The sequence below is a fragment of the Blautia parvula genome, assembly GCF_020215665.1.
In the GTDB taxonomy this organism is placed as follows: Bacteria; Bacillota; Clostridia; order Lachnospirales; family Lachnospiraceae; genus Blautia; species Blautia celeris.
Map to the genome: position 1 here is coordinate 3485874 of NZ_CP084061.1, position 17422 is coordinate 3503295.

The 17422-nt window shown below is 49.5% G+C and carries 15 protein-coding genes; 7 read left to right on the forward strand and 8 right to left on the reverse strand.

Annotation, left to right across the window (positions count from 1 at the left end):
* Positions 1-23: 23 nt before the first annotated feature.
* From LC508_RS16040 to LC508_RS16055, 4 genes are read left to right on the forward strand one after another with little or no spacing between them, the layout of a single operon-like run.
* Positions 24-785, forward strand: coding sequence for an SDR family NAD(P)-dependent oxidoreductase (locus LC508_RS16040; RefSeq protein ID WP_054351520.1), 762 nt, complete (start codon positions 24-26; stop codon positions 783-785).
* Between the two features lie 27 nt (positions 786-812).
* On the forward strand, positions 813-2078 hold the full coding sequence (locus LC508_RS16045; protein ID WP_103731006.1) for an MFS transporter: 1266 nt from the start codon (positions 813-815) through the stop codon (positions 2076-2078).
* A 29-nt stretch (positions 2079-2107) separates the two neighbouring features.
* On the forward strand, positions 2108-2611 hold the full coding sequence (locus LC508_RS16050; RefSeq protein WP_033139817.1) for a nuclear transport factor 2 family protein: 504 nt from the start codon (positions 2108-2110) through the stop codon (positions 2609-2611).
* A 13-nt stretch (positions 2612-2624) separates the two neighbouring features.
* Positions 2625-4538, forward strand: a complete 1914-nt coding sequence (locus LC508_RS16055) for an NAD(P)/FAD-dependent oxidoreductase (RefSeq protein WP_103731007.1) — start codon at positions 2625-2627, stop codon at positions 4536-4538.
* Between the two features lie 68 nt (positions 4539-4606).
* On the opposite strand, the gene LC508_RS16060 is transcribed toward LC508_RS16055, so the two are convergent.
* The 5 genes from LC508_RS16060 to LC508_RS16080 form a co-directional block, all read right to left on the reverse strand.
* Complete coding sequence (locus LC508_RS16060) at positions 4607-5392, reverse strand: PepSY domain-containing protein (RefSeq protein WP_158587272.1); 786 nt, start codon at positions 5390-5392, stop codon at positions 4607-4609.
* A 101-nt stretch (positions 5393-5493) separates the two neighbouring features.
* On the reverse strand, positions 5494-6897 hold the full coding sequence (locus tag LC508_RS16065; RefSeq protein WP_103731009.1) for a sensor histidine kinase: 1404 nt from the start codon (positions 6895-6897) through the stop codon (positions 5494-5496).
* On the reverse strand, positions 6894-7568 hold the full coding sequence (locus tag LC508_RS16070; RefSeq protein ID WP_054351515.1) for a response regulator transcription factor: 675 nt from the start codon (positions 7566-7568) through the stop codon (positions 6894-6896). Before LC508_RS16070 ends, LC508_RS16065 begins: the two co-directional genes overlap by 4 nt.
* Before the next feature lie 67 nt (positions 7569-7635).
* On the reverse strand, positions 7636-7908 hold the full coding sequence (locus LC508_RS16075; RefSeq protein WP_033139821.1) for a DUF1294 domain-containing protein: 273 nt from the start codon (positions 7906-7908) through the stop codon (positions 7636-7638).
* Positions 7905-8918 (reverse strand): asparaginase, encoded by a 1014-nt coding sequence (locus LC508_RS16080; RefSeq protein ID WP_054351514.1) that lies wholly within the window; start codon positions 8916-8918, stop codon positions 7905-7907. The genes LC508_RS16075 and LC508_RS16080 overlap by 4 nt, the downstream gene beginning before the upstream one ends.
* Positions 8919-9217: 299 nt before the next feature.
* Here LC508_RS16080 and aroC point away from each other — a divergent pair, with 299 nt between their 5' ends.
* The 3 genes from aroC (at position 9218) to LC508_RS16095 (ending at position 13442) form a co-directional block, all read left to right on the forward strand.
* Positions 9218-10324, forward strand: a complete 1107-nt coding sequence (gene aroC / locus LC508_RS16085) for a chorismate synthase (protein WP_033139823.1) — start codon at positions 9218-9220, stop codon at positions 10322-10324.
* A gap of 114 nt (positions 10325-10438) precedes the next feature.
* On the forward strand, positions 10439-11152 hold the full coding sequence (locus tag LC508_RS16090) for a response regulator transcription factor (protein ID WP_033139824.1): 714 nt from the start codon (positions 10439-10441) through the stop codon (positions 11150-11152).
* A complete protein-coding gene (locus tag LC508_RS16095) occupies positions 11124-13442 on the forward strand; it encodes a sensor histidine kinase (RefSeq protein WP_054351513.1) in 2319 nt (772 codons plus the stop codon). The genes LC508_RS16090 and LC508_RS16095 overlap by 29 nt, the downstream gene beginning before the upstream one ends.
* A gap of 54 nt (positions 13443-13496) precedes the next feature.
* Here the strand turns inward: LC508_RS16095 and LC508_RS16100 are convergent, their stop codons facing one another.
* From LC508_RS16100 to LC508_RS16110, 3 genes are read right to left on the reverse strand one after another with little or no spacing between them, the layout of a single operon-like run.
* Positions 13497-15665, reverse strand: coding sequence for a glycoside hydrolase family 2 protein (locus tag LC508_RS16100; protein WP_103731010.1), 2169 nt, complete (start codon positions 15663-15665; stop codon positions 13497-13499).
* 20 nt (positions 15666-15685) lie between these two features.
* Positions 15686-16528: a carbohydrate ABC transporter permease gene (locus tag LC508_RS16105; RefSeq protein WP_103731011.1), complete on the reverse strand. Its 843-nt coding sequence runs from the start codon at positions 16526-16528 to the stop codon at positions 15686-15688.
* Positions 16525-17397, reverse strand: a complete 873-nt coding sequence (locus tag LC508_RS16110; protein WP_033139828.1) for a carbohydrate ABC transporter permease — start codon at positions 17395-17397, stop codon at positions 16525-16527. The genes LC508_RS16105 and LC508_RS16110 overlap by 4 nt, the downstream gene beginning before the upstream one ends.
* Positions 17398-17422 lie beyond the last annotated feature (25 nt).

Below are 17422 nucleotides of genomic sequence, written 5' to 3' on the forward strand. Positions count from 1 at the left end.
TAAAAAATGAGGAGGTAACTATTATGGGTCGTATGGAAAACAAGGTCGCTGTCATTACAGGTGCCGGCGGGGGACTGTGTGAAGGGATCGCCAGAAGCTTTGCCAGAGAAGGGGCAAAGGTCGTATTGGTGGACAAGAAACCCGTTGTTCTGGAAAAAGCTAAGGAAATCTGTGAAGATGGGGGCGAAGCTCTTGGACTGAACCTGGACATATCCGTGGAAGCGAACTGGAAAATCATTCTGGAAGAGACGCTCAGGAAATTCCAGACCTGCAATGTGCTGGTGAACGGTGCCGCCGAATTCTCACTGACAGGTGATTGGAACAGCGGACATCCCGGATTCCTGGAAAACTGGGATATTGTCTATAAGGCAAATGTTATGGGGCTTGTGTACTCTGTTCAGACCTTTGTGCCGTATTTTATCGAACAGGGAGGCGGAACTGTCATGAACTTCACTTCCTCCACGGGTATCACTTATGTGGGAAGCGGCTGCCAGGCTTACCCGGCTTCCAAAGCTGCCATCAAGATCATCACTCAGGATATGGCTGCACAGCATGCCAAAGACCATGTGCGCTTCAACTGTGTGGCTCCTAATTTCTGCTATACACCGGAAAATGATGAGATCTACACAAAGTTCCACGACTGGTTCCTGAAAGATACCCCTCTGGGATTCCTTGGTTCTGTGGAAGACGTGGCAAACTGCGCCCTTTACCTGTGCTCAGATGAATCCAAATATATCACAGGCGTATGCATTCCCATCGACGGCGGATACACAGCCTGCCATTAGGCGTTCATCACGAGGGAGGATACTTTTATGGCACAGACAAAAACTAAGAATTTCTATGGGTGGAAGATCGTAGTCTGCTGTTTCTTGATTTCCATGTTCGCCATGGGTATCATCAGCAATACCATATCCTTTTATATGAAACCCGTATGTGAGACACTGGGATGCTCTTATGTACAGTTTTCGTTCATCAATGTGGTGAGCTGCATCACCAGTATGCTGGCTGCCATCCTGCTGGCTCCTAAGATCGAAGGCGGAAATGTAAGAATGATCATGCTGGTATCCGCGGCAGCCGCCGGGCTGGGGTTCGGACTGCAGGGCATGGCTACACATATCTGGCACTTTTATGTATTATTCGGTATCACCAATCTGGGAATCGGGGGACTGACCTCCCTTCCTATCAACTACCTGATCACAAACTGGTTCAAGGACAAAAAGGGACTTGCCACTTCCCTGGCCTTCTCCGGAGCCGGCATCGGCGGAATCTTCTGGTCCCCTGCAGTGTCGGCTATGATTGGGAAACTGGGCTGGCGGAATTCCCTCTTCTTGTCAGGTGCGGCTGTTGTGATCGTCAGTGTCCTGGCATGTCTCTTTATCCGGAAGACGCCGGCTGAAATGGGACAGGAACCTTACACCAACCGTGATTCACAGCCGAAGGAAACACAAAAAGCTGCCAGGGCACCCGCATGGGAAGGCGTCACAAGAAAAACAGCAGTGGCCTCCCCGGCATTCTGGGTCTTTGTCCTCTCCCTGATCTGCATGGGAATGCTGGCCGCAGGTGTCATGACCCAGGTTCCCACCTATTTTTCAGAGATTGGCCTCAGTTATGCGGGAATCATGGCCCTGTTCAGCGGAGTCTCTATTCTCGGCAACATACTGGGCGGTATGATCTTTGATAAACTCGGCCTCATGGGGGGCATGGCATTTACCTGTATCTGCAATGCGCTGGCACTTGTATGCCTGCTCATCTCTGGTAAGAACACATTCTTTGCATACCTGTTCGCCGCAGCGATCGGTATGGGCATGGTGATCTCCATGCTGGGGCCGCCGCTTATGACCTCAGGACTTTTCGGTACAAAAGAATACGCCAGGATCTACAGCATCAGCAACGCCTTTTTCCTGGCCGGCTGCATGATCGGCCCCATGCTCTCCAGCGGACTGCGGACAGCTACCGGCTCTTACACTGCAGCATGGAGTGTTTACATAGCTATTTCTATTTGCTGCTTCGTATTTGCGTTCCTTGCGCATGGACTGAGCAGGTCATTTAAAAATAAGGGATATACAGACAACATATAAAACAGTGATTGATTAAGGAGGAAAATATTATGAATATACCGGCTGACGAACAGATCATGAGTTTGGCAAAAGAGGTTCTGGCATTTGCAGGACACGACTACACCCCGGAACAATTAACAGAGATTCCCAAGATTCTGGCTACCAAGAACAAATATTGGTGGTGCGTGGATATGCAGCTCTGGGATATGATGCCTGAGGTTTATGTGGAACCCTTTGAATTTTATTCCAACGGGCATAAGGTTCCCGTCAAAGATATCGCTGACCAGGTAAAACGCGCCAGCACCGTATGCGATGATTCCATGGTCCCCATACATATGGGCCACAATCCCATCGTGCAGTTCACCGGTGAAAAAACAGCCCGCGTACTCACCCGTCTCAATGACTACCACACCTATAAGGATGACGATTCCACTTATGAGGGATGGGCATTTTATGTAGATGATTTTGTAAAATGTGATGACGGCGTATGGCGCATACAGACCCTGCGCCTGACTTACAGAAAGATCCTCGGCGCGCTGAGGACACAGGGATAAAGGAGGAAATCTAATGAAGCTCACACAGCCTGTTTCTATTGGAAACCTGACACTGAAGAACCGCATGGTCATGGCCCCCATGGGGGTTGACCTCGGGAATTATGACGAACGCACCAGGGCTTATTACCTGGCCCGGGCAAAAGGCGGTATCGGCATGATCCTCTGCAACACACTGGCCACACCGGAGATCGAGGGGATGTGCCCCTCTTCCCTTCTCGATGCGGACAGTTATGAAGATTTCCGGGACATGACAGAGAATGCCCATCGTTTTAACTGCCGGGTCTGCGTACAGATCCATCCCGGCAACGGAAGGATCACCACACCGCCGCCGGGAAGAGACAAACCCCTCGGTGCCTCGGCTGTACCCTGGATGGACCCCAGGGTCATCTGCGAGGAGATCACAAGAGATGAGATCCGAATCATTGAAGACGGATTTCGCAGGACTGCCCGCTATGCCAAAAAGGCCGGCGCAGATGCCATTGAAATTCACGCTTACGGCGGATATCTCACTGACCAGTTCCTGACAAAACGCTGGAATGTCCGTACAGATGAGTACGGCGGTAACCTGACCGGAAGAATGCGCTTCCTTACGGATCTGATTGAAATTGTAAAGACCGATCTGGGAGAAGATTTCCCGTTGATCGTAAAATTTACGCCATGTCATTATCTGCCGGCGGAAGCAGGTTACAGGGATATGGACGAGGGTCTTGAGATTGCAAGACGGCTGGAAGCCCTTGGTGTACATGCACTCCATGTGGATGCCGGATGCCATGACAACTGGTTCATGGCTATGCCGCCTGTATACCAGCAGGAACAGGTACTGCAGCTTCGCAGTGCGCACGCTGTCCGAAATGCAGTGGGCATACCGGTCATCTCCCATGGCCGTCTGAACAATATCTCCAAGGCAGAATATGCTCTGGAACATGGAGATCTGGATATCGTAGCCATTGGCCGCGGACTGTTAGCTGACCCGGAACTCCCCAATAAACTGACAGCCCATGAAACGGATAAGATTCGTCCCTGCATCTCCTGCAATGAAGGATGTATTGCCAGAGTCTGCGCAGGACAGAGCGTCCAGTGCGCGGTCAATCCCAATGCCGGACTGGAAGGCGTTAATGATCTGAAGCCTGCCGAGGCACCAAAGAAAGTCCTCGTTGTAGGTGCCGGCCCCGCAGGCTGTACGGCGGCAATCACGGCGGCTCGGGCCGGTCATCAGGTAGAACTCTGGGAAAAGAGGGAGCGTATCGGCGGAAATGTACTTGCCGCATCCCGTCCTTCTTTTAAAGCAGATATGGCAAACCTGCTCTCCTATTACCAGAACGAGCTGACAAGACTGCAGGTTCCGGTGAAATTCTGTATGGAAGCTGACAAGGCTGCTGTGGATACCTTGAAACCCGATGTGGTCATCTGGGCAGCCGGAGGCAGACCAATCGCTCCCGGCTCCATCGAAGGCATTCACGGAGACAATGTGTGCACAGCCATTGACGCCCTGCTCAATAATGCGCTTCTGGGCGAAAATATAGCCGTTATCGGCGGAGGCCTTGTAGGACTGGAGACAGCAGTTGACCTGACCCAGAGAGGCAAGAAGGTGACTGTAGTGGAAATGGCACCCAAACTTTTGCCGGAACCGGTATTTATGCAGAACATGATGATGATCATGGGACTGGTGAAAAAATATCAGATACCTTCACAGGTCAATACAAGGCTGCTGAAAATAGAACCTGACGGTATTGTTGTCCAAAAGGAAAACGGCGAGGAGAAAATCCCCTGTGATACCGTAGTCCTTGCCATGGGCTTCCGGCCGGATGACTCTGTATATGAGGAAATTGCCGGAGACTACAAGACTGTGAAAGTGGGAGACTGCGTATCCGCAAGAAAGGTTTATAATGCGGTACATGAAGCTTATGACGCAGTGAGAGAACTGTAATAATTGACACTTTACATACGACAGGAGAGGACTCCCGTATATGGAGATCCTCCCCTGTTTTTTGCTGTTTAATTCCGCTCCTCGCTCCATTCCAGGAAGTCACCGGTGGAGGCGTCAATCTCGAACTCATATTCCGTACCGTTGTAGTAGATATCACCTTCGTAAATCATCTTTCCGTCATCATCATCCAGCTTTATGCGCAGATCCTTCTCACTGGCTCCCTGCACCTTTGCAAGAGCTGCCGCGGATGCCTCCTCCTGGCTTACTGCCGGGTTCAGGTCTGATGCGCTGTCCTTGTTAAAATCATTTTCAATCTCAAAATCAGAGCTTAATATTTCGCCTGTAGAAGCGTCGATCTCATAATCATATTCCTTATTATCGGAATAAAATTCCACATCGTAGACCTGACGTCCGTCATCATGGTCTTTTTTCACACGGATTCCCGTGATCTGTTCCTCCGTCACACCGGCATCGGAGAGAGCTGTCTTCCTGGCCTCATCCTCGGTGACTGCAGAGGCTGTGCCGCTCTGGGAACCGCTGCCGGCTGCCTGACCTGCTCCATTCTGGGAACCACTGTCGGCTGCCTGGCCTGCTCCATTCTGGGAATCACTGTCGGCTGCCTGGCCTGCTCCATTCTGGGAATCACTGCTGTTTCCTGACTCCTGGCCTGTTTTTTTCCGGGAACTGCTGCTGTTCCCAGACTCCTTGTCCGTTCCATTCTGGGAACCACTGCTTTCGGACGTCTGGCCTGTGCCCTGCGCGGCATTCTGGTTGGTTCCCGTACCGCCGCAGGCTGTCAAAAGCGCTGCGGAAATGACTGCTGCCATCATAAATGTAATATATTTTTTTCTCATACGATAAACTCCTTTCATACTTTGTATATCCAGCGGACACATCCGCTATTCTTTGTATATGGTAAGTTTATCAGAGAAAGATTAAAAACAGATTAAAATCCTTAACTTTTTTTCTCTTTCGGAATTCGGAAGGTAAATCTGCTTCCCCTGCCCGGCTCACTTACAGCCTGTATTGTCCCCTTATGCACACTTATGATCCACTGCACCATGGAGAGCCCCAGCCCTGAGCTGCTGACATTGCCCTGCGAGCTGTCGTTATTGTTCTGTGAACTCCCGTTATTACTCCGCGAGCTGTCGGCCCGGTAAAAACGTTCCCAGATGTGTGGCAGATCCCGGGCACTGATCCCAATTCCGTCATCTTCCACATATCCGGTAACCGTATCCTCATCTTCCCAAAGCCCCATATGGATGCAGCCTCCCTCTTTCCCATATGTGACCGCATTCTGAAGAAGGTTGAGCCAAAGGCGGATCAGCAGGGTTTCATCTCCACGCACCATGATATCGGGGCTGATTGCCGTTTCCAGCCGTATCCCTTTAGCCGCCGCAATACCTTCCATCTCCGCTGCTGCCATCTGGGAAAGCCCGGTAAAGTCCAGTATCTCCATTGTCACCTTCTCACGGCCCTGGTCTGCTCTGGACAGGAGAAGAAGCTGGGAGATCATCCGTGACAGGCTGTCTGCTTTTCTCTGGATAACCGTGATTTCCTCCCGCACCTCCCCGGAAAGCCCGTCACGGGCAAGAAGGGCATCACACTGCATCAGAATAACGGAAAGAGGGGTGCGCAGCTCATGGGAAACATCCGAAGTGAACTGTTTCTCACGTTTCATACTGTCTTCAATCTGCCCAAGCAGACTGTCAAAAGTGGAGGCAAGGCGGTATATTTCATCCCTTCCCTCCCCCAGTCCGATCCTTCTGGACAGATCCTCCTCCTCCCGGATGGCACGGACTGTCTCCGTTATATGGGCCACCGGACGAAGTGTTCTTCTTGTCATAAAGTACCCCAATACGGCAGTGAGCACCACCAGAAGCGGAAGACAGATAAGCGCCAGGCGCAGGGTGATACGGAAACTCTCCTCCGCATCTGTTATGGAAATGATTCCTCTCACCATCAGGTTCACATTCTCTTCCGGCGCATAGGACATATCAAGGACATAATATTCCACGCTCCCGGTCTTCTGTCTCCGCACCTGACCGTCCCGAAAATCCATGGACTGGTCAAATCCGTAAGGGATCTTGCCGTACAGCAGTGTTCCATCCATATCATACACAGAGAGATACACGCCGTTTTCCAGCTCCAGGATATCCGAGTCAAAATCCAGCCTTCCATCCTCCCAGTCAATGTCATCAAAAGCTCCGGTCACACTTTCCCGCAGCCGGTTCTGGACAGAACTTAGTATCTCCCTGTTGCTGAGAGAAAACAGGACCGCCAGTACTGCACAGATATTCACGGTCATCAGAACTGTATAGAGAATCGTCAGTTTTTGTTTCAAAGACAGATTTTTCATATGGGTTCCCTCAGAACATACCCGGCACCCCGTACCGTATGGATGAGTTTTGGCTCAAATCCCTCGTCAATCTTCTTCCGCAGATACCGGATATAGACATCAATTACATTGGATCCCCCCGCGTAATCATAATTCCAGATATGCTGTTCCAGCTTCTCCCTGGACAGAACAATGCCCGCGTTCTGTATCAGATATCTGAGCACGGCAAATTCTCTGGACGAAAGGGTAATCTCCTTCTCTCCTCTGAAAACACGGCGGGTATCCAGATGCACATGCAGGTCCGCCACAGAGCACACGCTGCTCTTTTCCTTCTCAGGCTTCCGCAGCATGACGCGTATCCTGGCGGAAAGCTCCTCAAAGGCAAAGGGTTTTACCAGATAATCATCCGCCCCCAGATCCAGCCCTCTCACCCGGTCCTCCACGCTGTCCCTTGCGGTGAGAAGCAGCACCGGCGTGGTGTCCTTTTTCCTCCGCATGGTTTTCAGAACCTCCAGCCCATCCATCTTCGGCATCATAATATCCAGTATCACCGCATCATAACGGGCACAGGCCAGACAGTCCAGTGCCTCCTCCCCGTTGGTACAGGCGTCCACGCTGTAGCTCTCAGCGGTCAGCTTTTTCACCAGCAGGCGGTTCAGATCACGTTCATCCTCAGCGATCAATATACGCATCCTGTCACCTCTACTTTCCTATGATGTACCCTGCCGCTGCCCGGAGAACTTTCCTTTCATCTCCGTGTCATCTGCTGTACCACATCCATCCCGCCGCAAGCAGGACCTGGACAGCCAGGATAAGGGGCAGTCCCAGCCTGAATTTTTTGTGCAGGGTCTTATGCCGGAAGAAATCCATGCCGCAGACAGCTCCCACAGAACCGCCAAGTACGGCCAAAAGCAGGAGCGTGGACTCGGGTATCCGGTACTTTTTATGTTTTGCCTTCCACTTGTCCATACCAAACATGGCAAAAGACACCACGTTTATGACAAGCAGCCAGGCGGCTATGAATTTTATCATTCCATCTCTTTCTCAGGTATTTTGATCTCACCTGCCAGATTTTTATAGAACATCTCCTCGATTTTCTTTCTTTCCCAGTGTTTGCCCAGTATCCACATAACCTTGGTGACAATGGCCTCTGTGCTCATATCATATCCCTGGAAAGCACCGGCCTTGAGAGCCGCTTTGCCGGTCTCATATACGGAAAGGTTGCTGCCCTCATAAGGACACTGGCTTTTCACTACAACAATCATTCCCTTGTCGATCACCAGGCGCAGCTCGTCCAGCACCTCGGAGGACAGAGTGGGAATCCCTCCCATTCCAAATGCCTCTATGATCAGTCCCCGGTACCCCTGTTCATACAGAAACTGAAATATCTTACCGTCAAATCCCGGTACCAGCTTGATGAGAAAGACCTTCTTCTCCAGCCTCCGCTCCAGAACGCAGGGGCCTGACGGGGCCGGAATGATATTTTTATAGATTTCCAGTCCCCTGGAATCCACCTCACCCACATAGGGATAATTGATACTCTCAAAAGCGTGGAAACTTCTCGTGCGCATCTTGCTGGCCCTGGTCCCCAGCATGATTTTTCTGTCAAATGCCAAAAATACGCCGGGCATGCCGCTGCCTGCCATATGGATAGCACATCTGCAGTTCTCCACCGCATCCGCCAGAGGATTTGTAATGGAGAGCTGGCTTCCGGTGATAACTACCGGAATAGGGATATTCAGCAGCATAAAGGACAGCACAGAGGAGGTGTAAGCCATGGTGTCCGTGCCGTGGAAGATGACGATCCCATCGTATTCCTTATATTTTTCATAGACAGCCTCTGCCATGGCCTGCCAGTTCTCCGGCTGGATGTTGGCGCTGTCAAGCTGGAACAGTTCGTAGAAATCCACCTCATAAAGGCTTGTGATATCAGAGATATAGGACAGGATATCTTTGCTGTTCAATCCGGGCAGCAGGCCGTTTTCGCTGCTGACACAGGCCAGAGTTCCGCCTGTTGTTATTATCAGTATTTTCTTTTTCATTCGTCTTTTCCTCTTATTTTTTACTGTCCCCCCAGCCACGGGGATATATACATCCCAAAGCAGGATGGAAACCCGGCGGCCAAGGGGAATACTGCCTCAGGAATTTCATGTCTTCGGCCTGAAAACACCCCGCGGGGCAGTGATGTGGATAGCGGTCAATATATTTCAGTGTAACGTAACAACAAGCAGTTTTCAATGGATTTTATATAAAAACCATGCTAATATAGGAAAATAAAGATAAACTTATTACATTCACAACAGGAAATATCAGAAAGAATTCAGAAAACGAGGTGTATAGTATGTATGGTTCCACATTCGGAAATATATTGAAAATATCGACCTGGGGAGAATCCCATGGTGCGGGGATCGGCGTTGTCATTGACGGCTGTCCCGCAGGACTTCTGCTCTCCGCGGAAGACATTCAGGCTTACCTGGACCGCAGAAAACCGGGCCAGTCACGTTTTACCACCCAGAGAAAGGAAGCGGACGAGGTAGAAATCCTCTCAGGCATTTTTGAGGGGAAGACCACAGGCACCCCCATCTCTCTCATGGTCCGCAACACAGATCAGCGCTCCCACGATTACAGTGAGATCGCCAACTATTACCGCCCCGGACATGCGGACAGAAATTATGATATCAAATACGGATTCCGGGACTACCGGGGCGGCGGACGCTCCTCCGGGCGTGAGACCATCGGACGTGTGGCGGCAGGTGCCGTGGCCGCCAAAATACTTGCAGAGCTGGGCGTGGAGATCACCGCCTACACCCTCTCCATCGGCCCTGTCACCATTGACAAGAGCAGATTCGACAAGGAGGAGATGGGACGCAATGCCCTCTATATGCCGGACGCAGAAGCCGCGAAGAAAGCCCAGGCATATCTGGAAGGCTGTATGAAGGAAAAAAATTCCTCCGGCGGTATGGTGGAATGTGTCATTAAAGGTGTCCCCGCAGGTATCGGAGAGCCTGCCTTTGAAAAGCTGGACGCCAATCTGGCGAAAGCCGTCTTTTCCATCGGTGCGGTAAAATCTTTTGAAGTGGGCGCCGGCATCGCTGCCGCCTCCTCAGATGGTTTACATAATAACGATGCATACCGCATGGACGAAGAGGGAAATGTAAAGAAAAAGACAAATCATTCCGGCGGTATCACCGGAGGGATCAGTGACGGCGCGCCAATCCTTATACGCGCTGCCTTCAAGCCCACCCCTTCCGTGGCTGCGGTCCAGGAGACTGTGAACCGCCAGGGGGAGAATATTGAAATATCCATCAAGGGCCGCCATGATCCCATTATTGTACCGAGGGCTGTTGTAGTGGTGGAATCCATGGCTGCCCTTGTGGTGCTGGATGCCATGCTGGGCAGTATGACCACACGCATGGATGCGGTCAAAGGTTTCTTTAAAAATCTTTAGAATTTTTTTCGATTTATACCACGTCACTTTTTAATTTTGATTCCTATACTCAGTATAGTAACAGCAGGAGGACCGCAGCGTAAGCGGCCTTCTGAACACAGGAGAAGAGATACCATGGAAATGAATCACATTTTAATCGTAGAAGACGACAAGGACATCCGGGAGGCAGTTGCCATTTATCTGAAAAGCCAGGGATATGAAGTATTTCAGGCAGGCGACGGCGTAGAAGGGCTGGAGATGCTGGAGCGGGAAGAGATCCATCTCGCAATTGTGGATATCATGATGCCCCGCATGGACGGTATCACCATGACCATGAAACTCAGGGAAAAACACGATTTCCCGGTTATCATGCTCTCAGCCAAATCCGAGGAGGTGGATAAGGTTATGGGGCTGAACATCGGCGCCGATGACTATGTCACCAAACCATTTACCCCAATGGAGCTTATGGCAAGGGTGAACTCTCAAATGCGTCGGTACAAAAGATTCATGGAAAAACTGCAGCAGAAAGAACAGGAAAACACAGATACCATTTACACCATGGGCGGGCTCGAGCTGAACGAGAGTACCTTCGAGGTGCGGGTAGACGGAGCCCCTGTAAAAATGACCCCCATGGAATTCAAAATTCTCCTTCTGTTAATCAAAAATCCTGGAAGGGTATTCTCCGCGGATGAAATTTATGAACGTGTGTGGAATGAACGTGCTGTGAACACAGAGACGGTCATGGTGCATGTCCGCAACATCCGTGAAAAGATTGAGATCAACCCTAAGGAGCCAAAATATTTAAAGGTGGTGTGGGGAGTTGGATATAAAATTGAAAAATTCTCGTAAACTTGCAGTCGTGCTGGTGATCCTCGTCATATTGCTGCCTTCACTGGCTATGATGATCATCCGCCCGCACTATATCAAAGGCCAGGGTAATTCTGAGCCGAATTTCAACACTTCCAGCTTCATGAGCACACTTGTGCAATCCAATTATGTGCTCTATGCGGAAGAAAAACAGAGGGAAAACCAGGCGGCTATGATCCCGTTTGACATCTTTTTCCCTTCTGCAATAAACGACAAACAGACAAAAGAGAACGAAGAGGACAAAAATTCAGGTTCCAAGTCCAATACTTCCTCCCGGGAAATATCAAAGGAATCCCTGGACGAAGAGAATTTCCCCTCTTCCAAATACAAGAACAGCTACGGAGATGAATACGGAGGATACTCTTCAGAGGAAGCCATCATCGCATCCGCCAATGAGATTTCCAACTACTTCTCCAGATGGGAGCATAACTTCTCCACCCTGCGCTCTTATCTTCAGTATGAAGTGAGGGATGAAAACGGAAAAGTGATAGACTCCAACGCAACAGAGGAACTGGATCCGCTTCTCTCCCAGACAAAGCCCGAGGCGCTGGATAAGAAATACGCTTTCGGCGCTATTGTCAAATATGATGAGAGCGGAAATGTATCGCAGGCAGAGTTTTTCTACGGAAAACCCGGCAATGCCACACAGCTTCTCAACGAACAGGTCCGTCAGAACCCATGTTCCAGCTTTGACGACCAATACGGCATGGATGCGCCTTTCCAGAAACCACAGGGCCGCACCTATATCTATCTGATGACAGCAGAAAATCTGGCATCCTTTATGGAAAGCTCAAACGGATATATGGAATACCTGGGCGTTGACACTTACCGCTCAACCGCCGATCTGTCCATTGTCTTCATTACTCTGCTGGGTCTGGTAGCCGCTGCAGCACTGCTTCTGCCGTTTATCAAACCGCTGCAGCTGGGAGACGAGAAAATATTCCAGGTACCTTTTGAACTGGTCTTCATAACAGCCAGCTTTGTTCTGGGATTTTCCCTTTCCATGTCCGTGAACGGCAATACCATGAGCAATGAACCGATTTACAATGTACTGCACAGCATCGGTGTACCCAAAGGGCTGGCCTCTGTGCTTCAGTATTTCTGGGGATTCATCGGATGGGCGTTTATCTTTGCAGTGTGCTACTGGGCGGCAGGATGTATCAGAACCGTCTTTGTCATAGGACCGAAACGATACATCCAGGAACGGGTGATCATTTACCGCATCTGGCCCTGGGCAAAAGGCACGGTCAAAAACATTTACAACAGTATGCTCCATATCAATCTGAAAGATGATACCACAAAAGTTCTGATCAAAGTGGTACTGATCAACTTTATCATACTGGGATTTATCAGTCTGATGTGGGTCTGGGGCATCGGAGCACTGATCATTTACTCCCTTGCACTGTTCTTCCTTCTGAGGAAATACTGCAATGACCTGCAGAAACAGTATCACAGACTGCTGGACGCAACCAACCAGCTTGCCGAGGGCAACTTGAACGGTACGATTCCTGAGGAACTGGGCGTATTTGAACCGTTCCGCGGCGAGATCACCAAGATACAGAGCGGCTTCAAGAAGGCTGTGGACGAAGAGGTCAAGAGCCAGAAAATGAAAACGGACCTGATCACCAACGTATCGCATGACCTGAAGACGCCTTTGACAGCCATCATCACTTATGTGGACCTTCTGAAGGATGAGAATCTGCCGGCCGAGGAGAGACGTCATTATATTGACGTTCTGGAACAAAAATCCACACGGCTGAAGCTGCTGATCGAGGATCTCTTTGAGATCAGCAAAGCGACCAGCAGAAATGTAACACTGAACATTATGGATGTGGACATTGTAAGTCTGATGCAGCAGGCAAAACTGGAGCTTCATGATAAGATCGAGGCATCCAACCTGTACTTCCGCTGGCGTCTGCCCGAGGATAAAGTAGTCCTCCCTCTTGACAGCCAGAAGACCTACCGTGTATTCGAGAACCTGCTGGTGAACATCACCAAGTACGCCATGCCGCGGACCCGGGTGTATGTGGATATGGAGAATGACGAGAAACGGGTACGCATTTCTATGAAGAATATCTCAGCCTCAGAGCTGACCTTCAACCCGTCGGAGATCACCGAACGGTTCGTCCGGGGTGACGCCTCCAGAAATACGGAGGGAAGCGGGCTGGGCCTGGCGATCGCCAAGAGCTTTGTGGAACTTCAGGGCGGAAGCCTGCAGATTATGGTGGATGCGGATTTGTTTACTGTGGAGATCGTGTTCCCGAAACCTTGATACAAATCACCCCGGTACTGCTCATAGACTGCAGTACCGGGGTTTCTTTTTTCCTTATGCCCAGTAGATTCTCATTCCTGTCTCATGGCTCATGCGCTCCGGATGCCCTTTGACCCTGGAGGATAATGCAAAGATATCTCTGTAGGAATTCTGCGCAATACAGTTTCCTTCATGATCCGTCATGCTGACATACAGATTCCACCTCTGCCCTTCCCCATATCCTTCCGGAAAATGGATGATTTCTCTAACGGAATCCGGCTCCATATGGATTTTTCCGTTATTGTGCTCCACCACATTCCCGCTTTCCGTCTCTGTTATCACCCAGAAAACTTCACAGTCCTCGTATTTTTTATCTGTATCATTTACAGCATAGAGTCCATCCAGTACATCTCTGTATTTAGCAAAAACCCCCACCGGGCTGTTGCTTTCCAGCATGGCCTGAAGTCCTTTTTTCGGAATCCCCCACCAGTCGTACAGGCCATAAAAGCTTTGGGGACACAAATCAATGAACATGAACTGCACATACCCGGAACACGGCGCATATTTCTGGATTCTGTAGTGCTCTGTATAGTATTTCAGCAGTTTATACTGATAATCCTGGATGGCAGGGATCTCCTTTTCGATACCTGCGAGACGTCTGTATACAGCCGAGACTTTTTTCAGGCTTTCTGCACAGGCAGGCGCATCAAATCCATACTCTGTATTCAGCTTCTCCGTTGTCCCATAGATTTCCCTGTACTCGCCCCCGCTGAGTGATCCCAGATAATTGTGGCTGTCCCCGCTGAAAATGTCCTCATCGCAGAAAGAACCCTTGATGATGGGACGGTCAGGGTCCATCTCCTGCAGTTCCCGGTAAAGCCTCGGCCCCGGATTTTCCTCCATGAATCTTCTCCTGGTGTCCCCATCCGGGTCCACACAGCCGGGTTCATTCATGCCGATCCAGCAGATAATGGAGGGATGGCGCATCAGCATCCTGACATTTTCCTTGTAAATGCCGATGAATTTCTCTGCCCACTCATCTGTAGATGGGTGCGTCCAGTTATACTCTGAATCCTGGATGACCGCAATGCCCATTTTGTCGCACAGGTCATAAAACATATCCTGTTCCACATGGACATGAACCCTCACAAGATTAAAGCCTGCTGCCCTAATGTTAAGCAGGTCCCGGTAATACCGCTCCTCTGTCATGGCAGAAATATAGCAGTCAGGAAAATAAGAGGTTCCACGGATAAAAAAATCCCTGCCGTTCAGACGGAAACGTGTGATCTCTTTCGTTCGCACGATCACTGTTTTCCGGAATGCAAAAACAGACTCTTTTCCGCATACCCTGCTGCCGTCTCTCTCAATCCAAACTTCCGCGGTATACATCCACGGCTGGCCGTGATCCCAGGTGTTCCAGAGAAGAATATCCTCCATATTGACGGAACACGTCCTCTCCTCCTCACCGGCCTCTGCTGTAAAATCCAAAACCGCTTCACTCTTACAGATTCCGGATCTCTCATCCCTTATCTTCAGTACCATCCTGTACTTGGCACCGGGTGTAAGTCCTGCAAGTGCCGCCTTTGCCTTTACCCGTGCGCTGTCCATGTCTTCGGAAAGCTCATAGTATATCTCCGGCCGATGCTCCATGAACTCCTGTTCGGTCATTATGAGTTCCACCCTGCCGTAAATCCCCACAGGGTTCACATCGCGCTGTATGAATGTATCTGAATGCTCATAGGTTCCCTTCACCATTCTGCGCTTCACAAGAATGGTCCTGGAATCCTCTCTCTTCTTCTCCACTTCATCGTCCCAGGGAGAACTCACCTTAACGATGAGAAGATTCTTCTCTCCCGGTTTTACAATGTCTGTGATATCAAAGGAAAACGGCGCGGAATATCCCTCATGTTCCCCTGCAAACTGTCCGTTCACCCACACTTTGCAGTAGTAATCCACGTTGGTAAACCTCAGCCGAATCCTCTGCTGATCTCCTTTTGGTAAGTCAAATTCATGCCGGTACCACCAGGGAGCCTGGTTAAAATATCTGAGTTCCCTTCCGAAATAAGGCTGGCCGGCAAACAAAAGCTGCAGATGTTTTAACCCGCTTAGTTTTTCCCATTCCGAGATCTGGGGGCCCATCTCCGTAAAAGCTTCTCTGTCTGTATACAGGCCCAGCTCTTCCCCCGTATCATGTACATCCTGGAGAATATACCAGCCATCCTCCAGATTCTTTACTGTCTCCATATCCTGCATCCTCCTTTGTATCAGCTCTTCACTGCGCCTGCAGCCATACCCTCTATGATATTTTTATTCAATATAAAATAAACAATCAGTGTCGGAAGAATAGAAATGACAATGGCGGCAAATGTGCTGCCCCAGTCCACTCGTCCGAACTGCCCCACAAAATCGTTCAAACCGATGGGAAGTGTCTTCATCTCCGACGAAGATATGAATGTATTGGCATATGTAAATTCATTCCACACAAAAACAAAATTGTAAGTGAGCACCGTCATGGTGGTATTCTTCGCCATGGGAACTACGATCTTCCAGAAAACAGTACCCATCCCTGCGCCGTCGATCACTGCTGCCTCCAGCAGGGAATCCGGCAGGAACTTAAAAAATCCCGTGTAGAGATAAATACACATAGGAAGCCCAAATCCCACCTGCGGCAGTACCAATGCCCAGTATGTATTCCTCAGCCCCAACGCATTGTAGATCTGGAACATGGGGATCAGACAGGCGAATATGGGAATCATCATTCCAAAAAGGAAAAATCCCATCAGCGCATCCGCATGTTTTATTTTCACCTTGCTGATCACAAAGGCCACAGGACAGCCCAGGACTACAATACCCAGCAGGGTCAGTACAGCAACGATGGTACTGTTTAAAAAGTATCTTGGGATTGCGGAGATTGTCAGAGCGCTTATATAGTTCCCCAGATAGAAGCTTGATGGGAGGGCGTATTGAGCGGTGTATGTCATCTCCTCCGATGTTTTCAGGCTGGAACAGATCACCCAGAAAATAGGATATATCTGTATCATTACTATGATAAGCACTATAAAATAAAAAATACCTCTTACAGCCTTGCTTTTCCCTGCATGTGTCATTCTGATTCCTCCCCCTTCGCAGTCCCCAGCAGTCTCTGGATAACGAATACCGCCGCCAGACATTCCACCACAAGAAATACCGCCAGGGTACTGCCATATCCAAAGTCAGCAGAGTTAAACGCTGTTTTGTACATATAGGTCGCTACCATTTCCGTCGATTTTGATTTATTATCCAGTATATAGAAGACATCAAAGGTCTTCAAACATCCATTGATCAGCATCACCACTACAATACTGAAAATATTCTTTATCAAAGGCAGTTTGATATATCTGTACTGCTGGATGAGACTGCACCCGTCCATAATGGATGCTTCCAGTACATCCTTGGAAATGGATACAAAGGCAGAATAAAATATGATCATATACAAACCGCAGTATTTGTACCCGTCAATCAGTGTTATAGTGACAAGGGCAGTCTTTGAATTTGCCAGAAGGGCAATGGGGTCCATTCCCATTTTCTCCATCAGATAACAGACCAGGCCCTGTGGCTGTGCGGAAAGCATCTTGGAAAATATCTGACAGATTGCCATGGACGATATGATACAGGGTATAAAATAAATGACACGCAGCACATTGGACCCCTTGATGATATGGGATAACAAAATTGCCAGGAACAGACCCGCAAGAAGCTGGAACGAACTTCCCAATAGTACAAATTTCAGGTTATTCACTACAGCCGATTTAAACGTCCCATCAGAAAACATCCTTACATAATTGGCAAGACCTACAAATTCCATATCTTTAATGCCGTTCCAGGAAAAAAAACTATAACCCACAGACCACAGAATAGGAATGATCACCGTAAGAAAATATACGAAAAAAGCCGGAAGTACAAAAAGCGCAGGCTGTATTTTATTTCTGGGTTTCATCTATACTCCTCTCCTTCCTGAGTGA

Coding starts and splice junctions, on each gene's coding strand:
- LC508_RS16050 (WP_033139817.1), top strand. CDS start 2,108: ATGAATATACCGGCTGACGAACAGATCATGAGTTTGGCAAAAGAGGTT.
- LC508_RS16055 (WP_103731007.1), top strand. CDS start 2,625: ATGAAGCTCACACAGCCTGTTTCTATTGGAAACCTGACACTGAAGAAC.
- LC508_RS16045 (WP_103731006.1), top strand. CDS start 813: ATGGCACAGACAAAAACTAAGAATTTCTATGGGTGGAAGATCGTAGTC.
- LC508_RS16060 (WP_158587272.1), bottom strand. CDS start 5,392: ATGAGAAAAAAATATATTACATTTATGATGGCAGCAGTCATTTCCGCA.
- LC508_RS16080 (WP_054351514.1), bottom strand. CDS start 8,918: ATGAAAAAGAAAATACTGATAATAACAACAGGCGGAACTCTGGCCTGT.
- LC508_RS16070 (WP_054351515.1), bottom strand. CDS start 7,568: ATGCGTATATTGATCGCTGAGGATGAACGTGATCTGAACCGCCTGCTG.
- LC508_RS16110 (WP_033139828.1), bottom strand. CDS start 17,397: ATGAAACCCAGAAATAAAATACAGCCTGCGCTTTTTGTACTTCCGGCT.
- aroC (WP_033139823.1), top strand. CDS start 9,218: ATGTATGGTTCCACATTCGGAAATATATTGAAAATATCGACCTGGGGA.
- LC508_RS16090 (WP_033139824.1), top strand. CDS start 10,439: ATGGAAATGAATCACATTTTAATCGTAGAAGACGACAAGGACATCCGG.
- LC508_RS16075 (WP_033139821.1), bottom strand. CDS start 7,908: ATGATAAAATTCATAGCCGCCTGGCTGCTTGTCATAAACGTGGTGTCT.
- LC508_RS16105 (WP_103731011.1), bottom strand. CDS start 16,528: ATGACACATGCAGGGAAAAGCAAGGCTGTAAGAGGTATTTTTTATTTT.
- LC508_RS16100 (WP_103731010.1), bottom strand. CDS start 15,665: ATGGAGACAGTAAAGAATCTGGAGGATGGCTGGTATATTCTCCAGGAT.
- LC508_RS16040 (WP_054351520.1), top strand. CDS start 24: ATGGGTCGTATGGAAAACAAGGTCGCTGTCATTACAGGTGCCGGCGGG.
- LC508_RS16065 (WP_103731009.1), bottom strand. CDS start 6,897: ATGAAAAATCTGTCTTTGAAACAAAAACTGACGATTCTCTATACAGTT.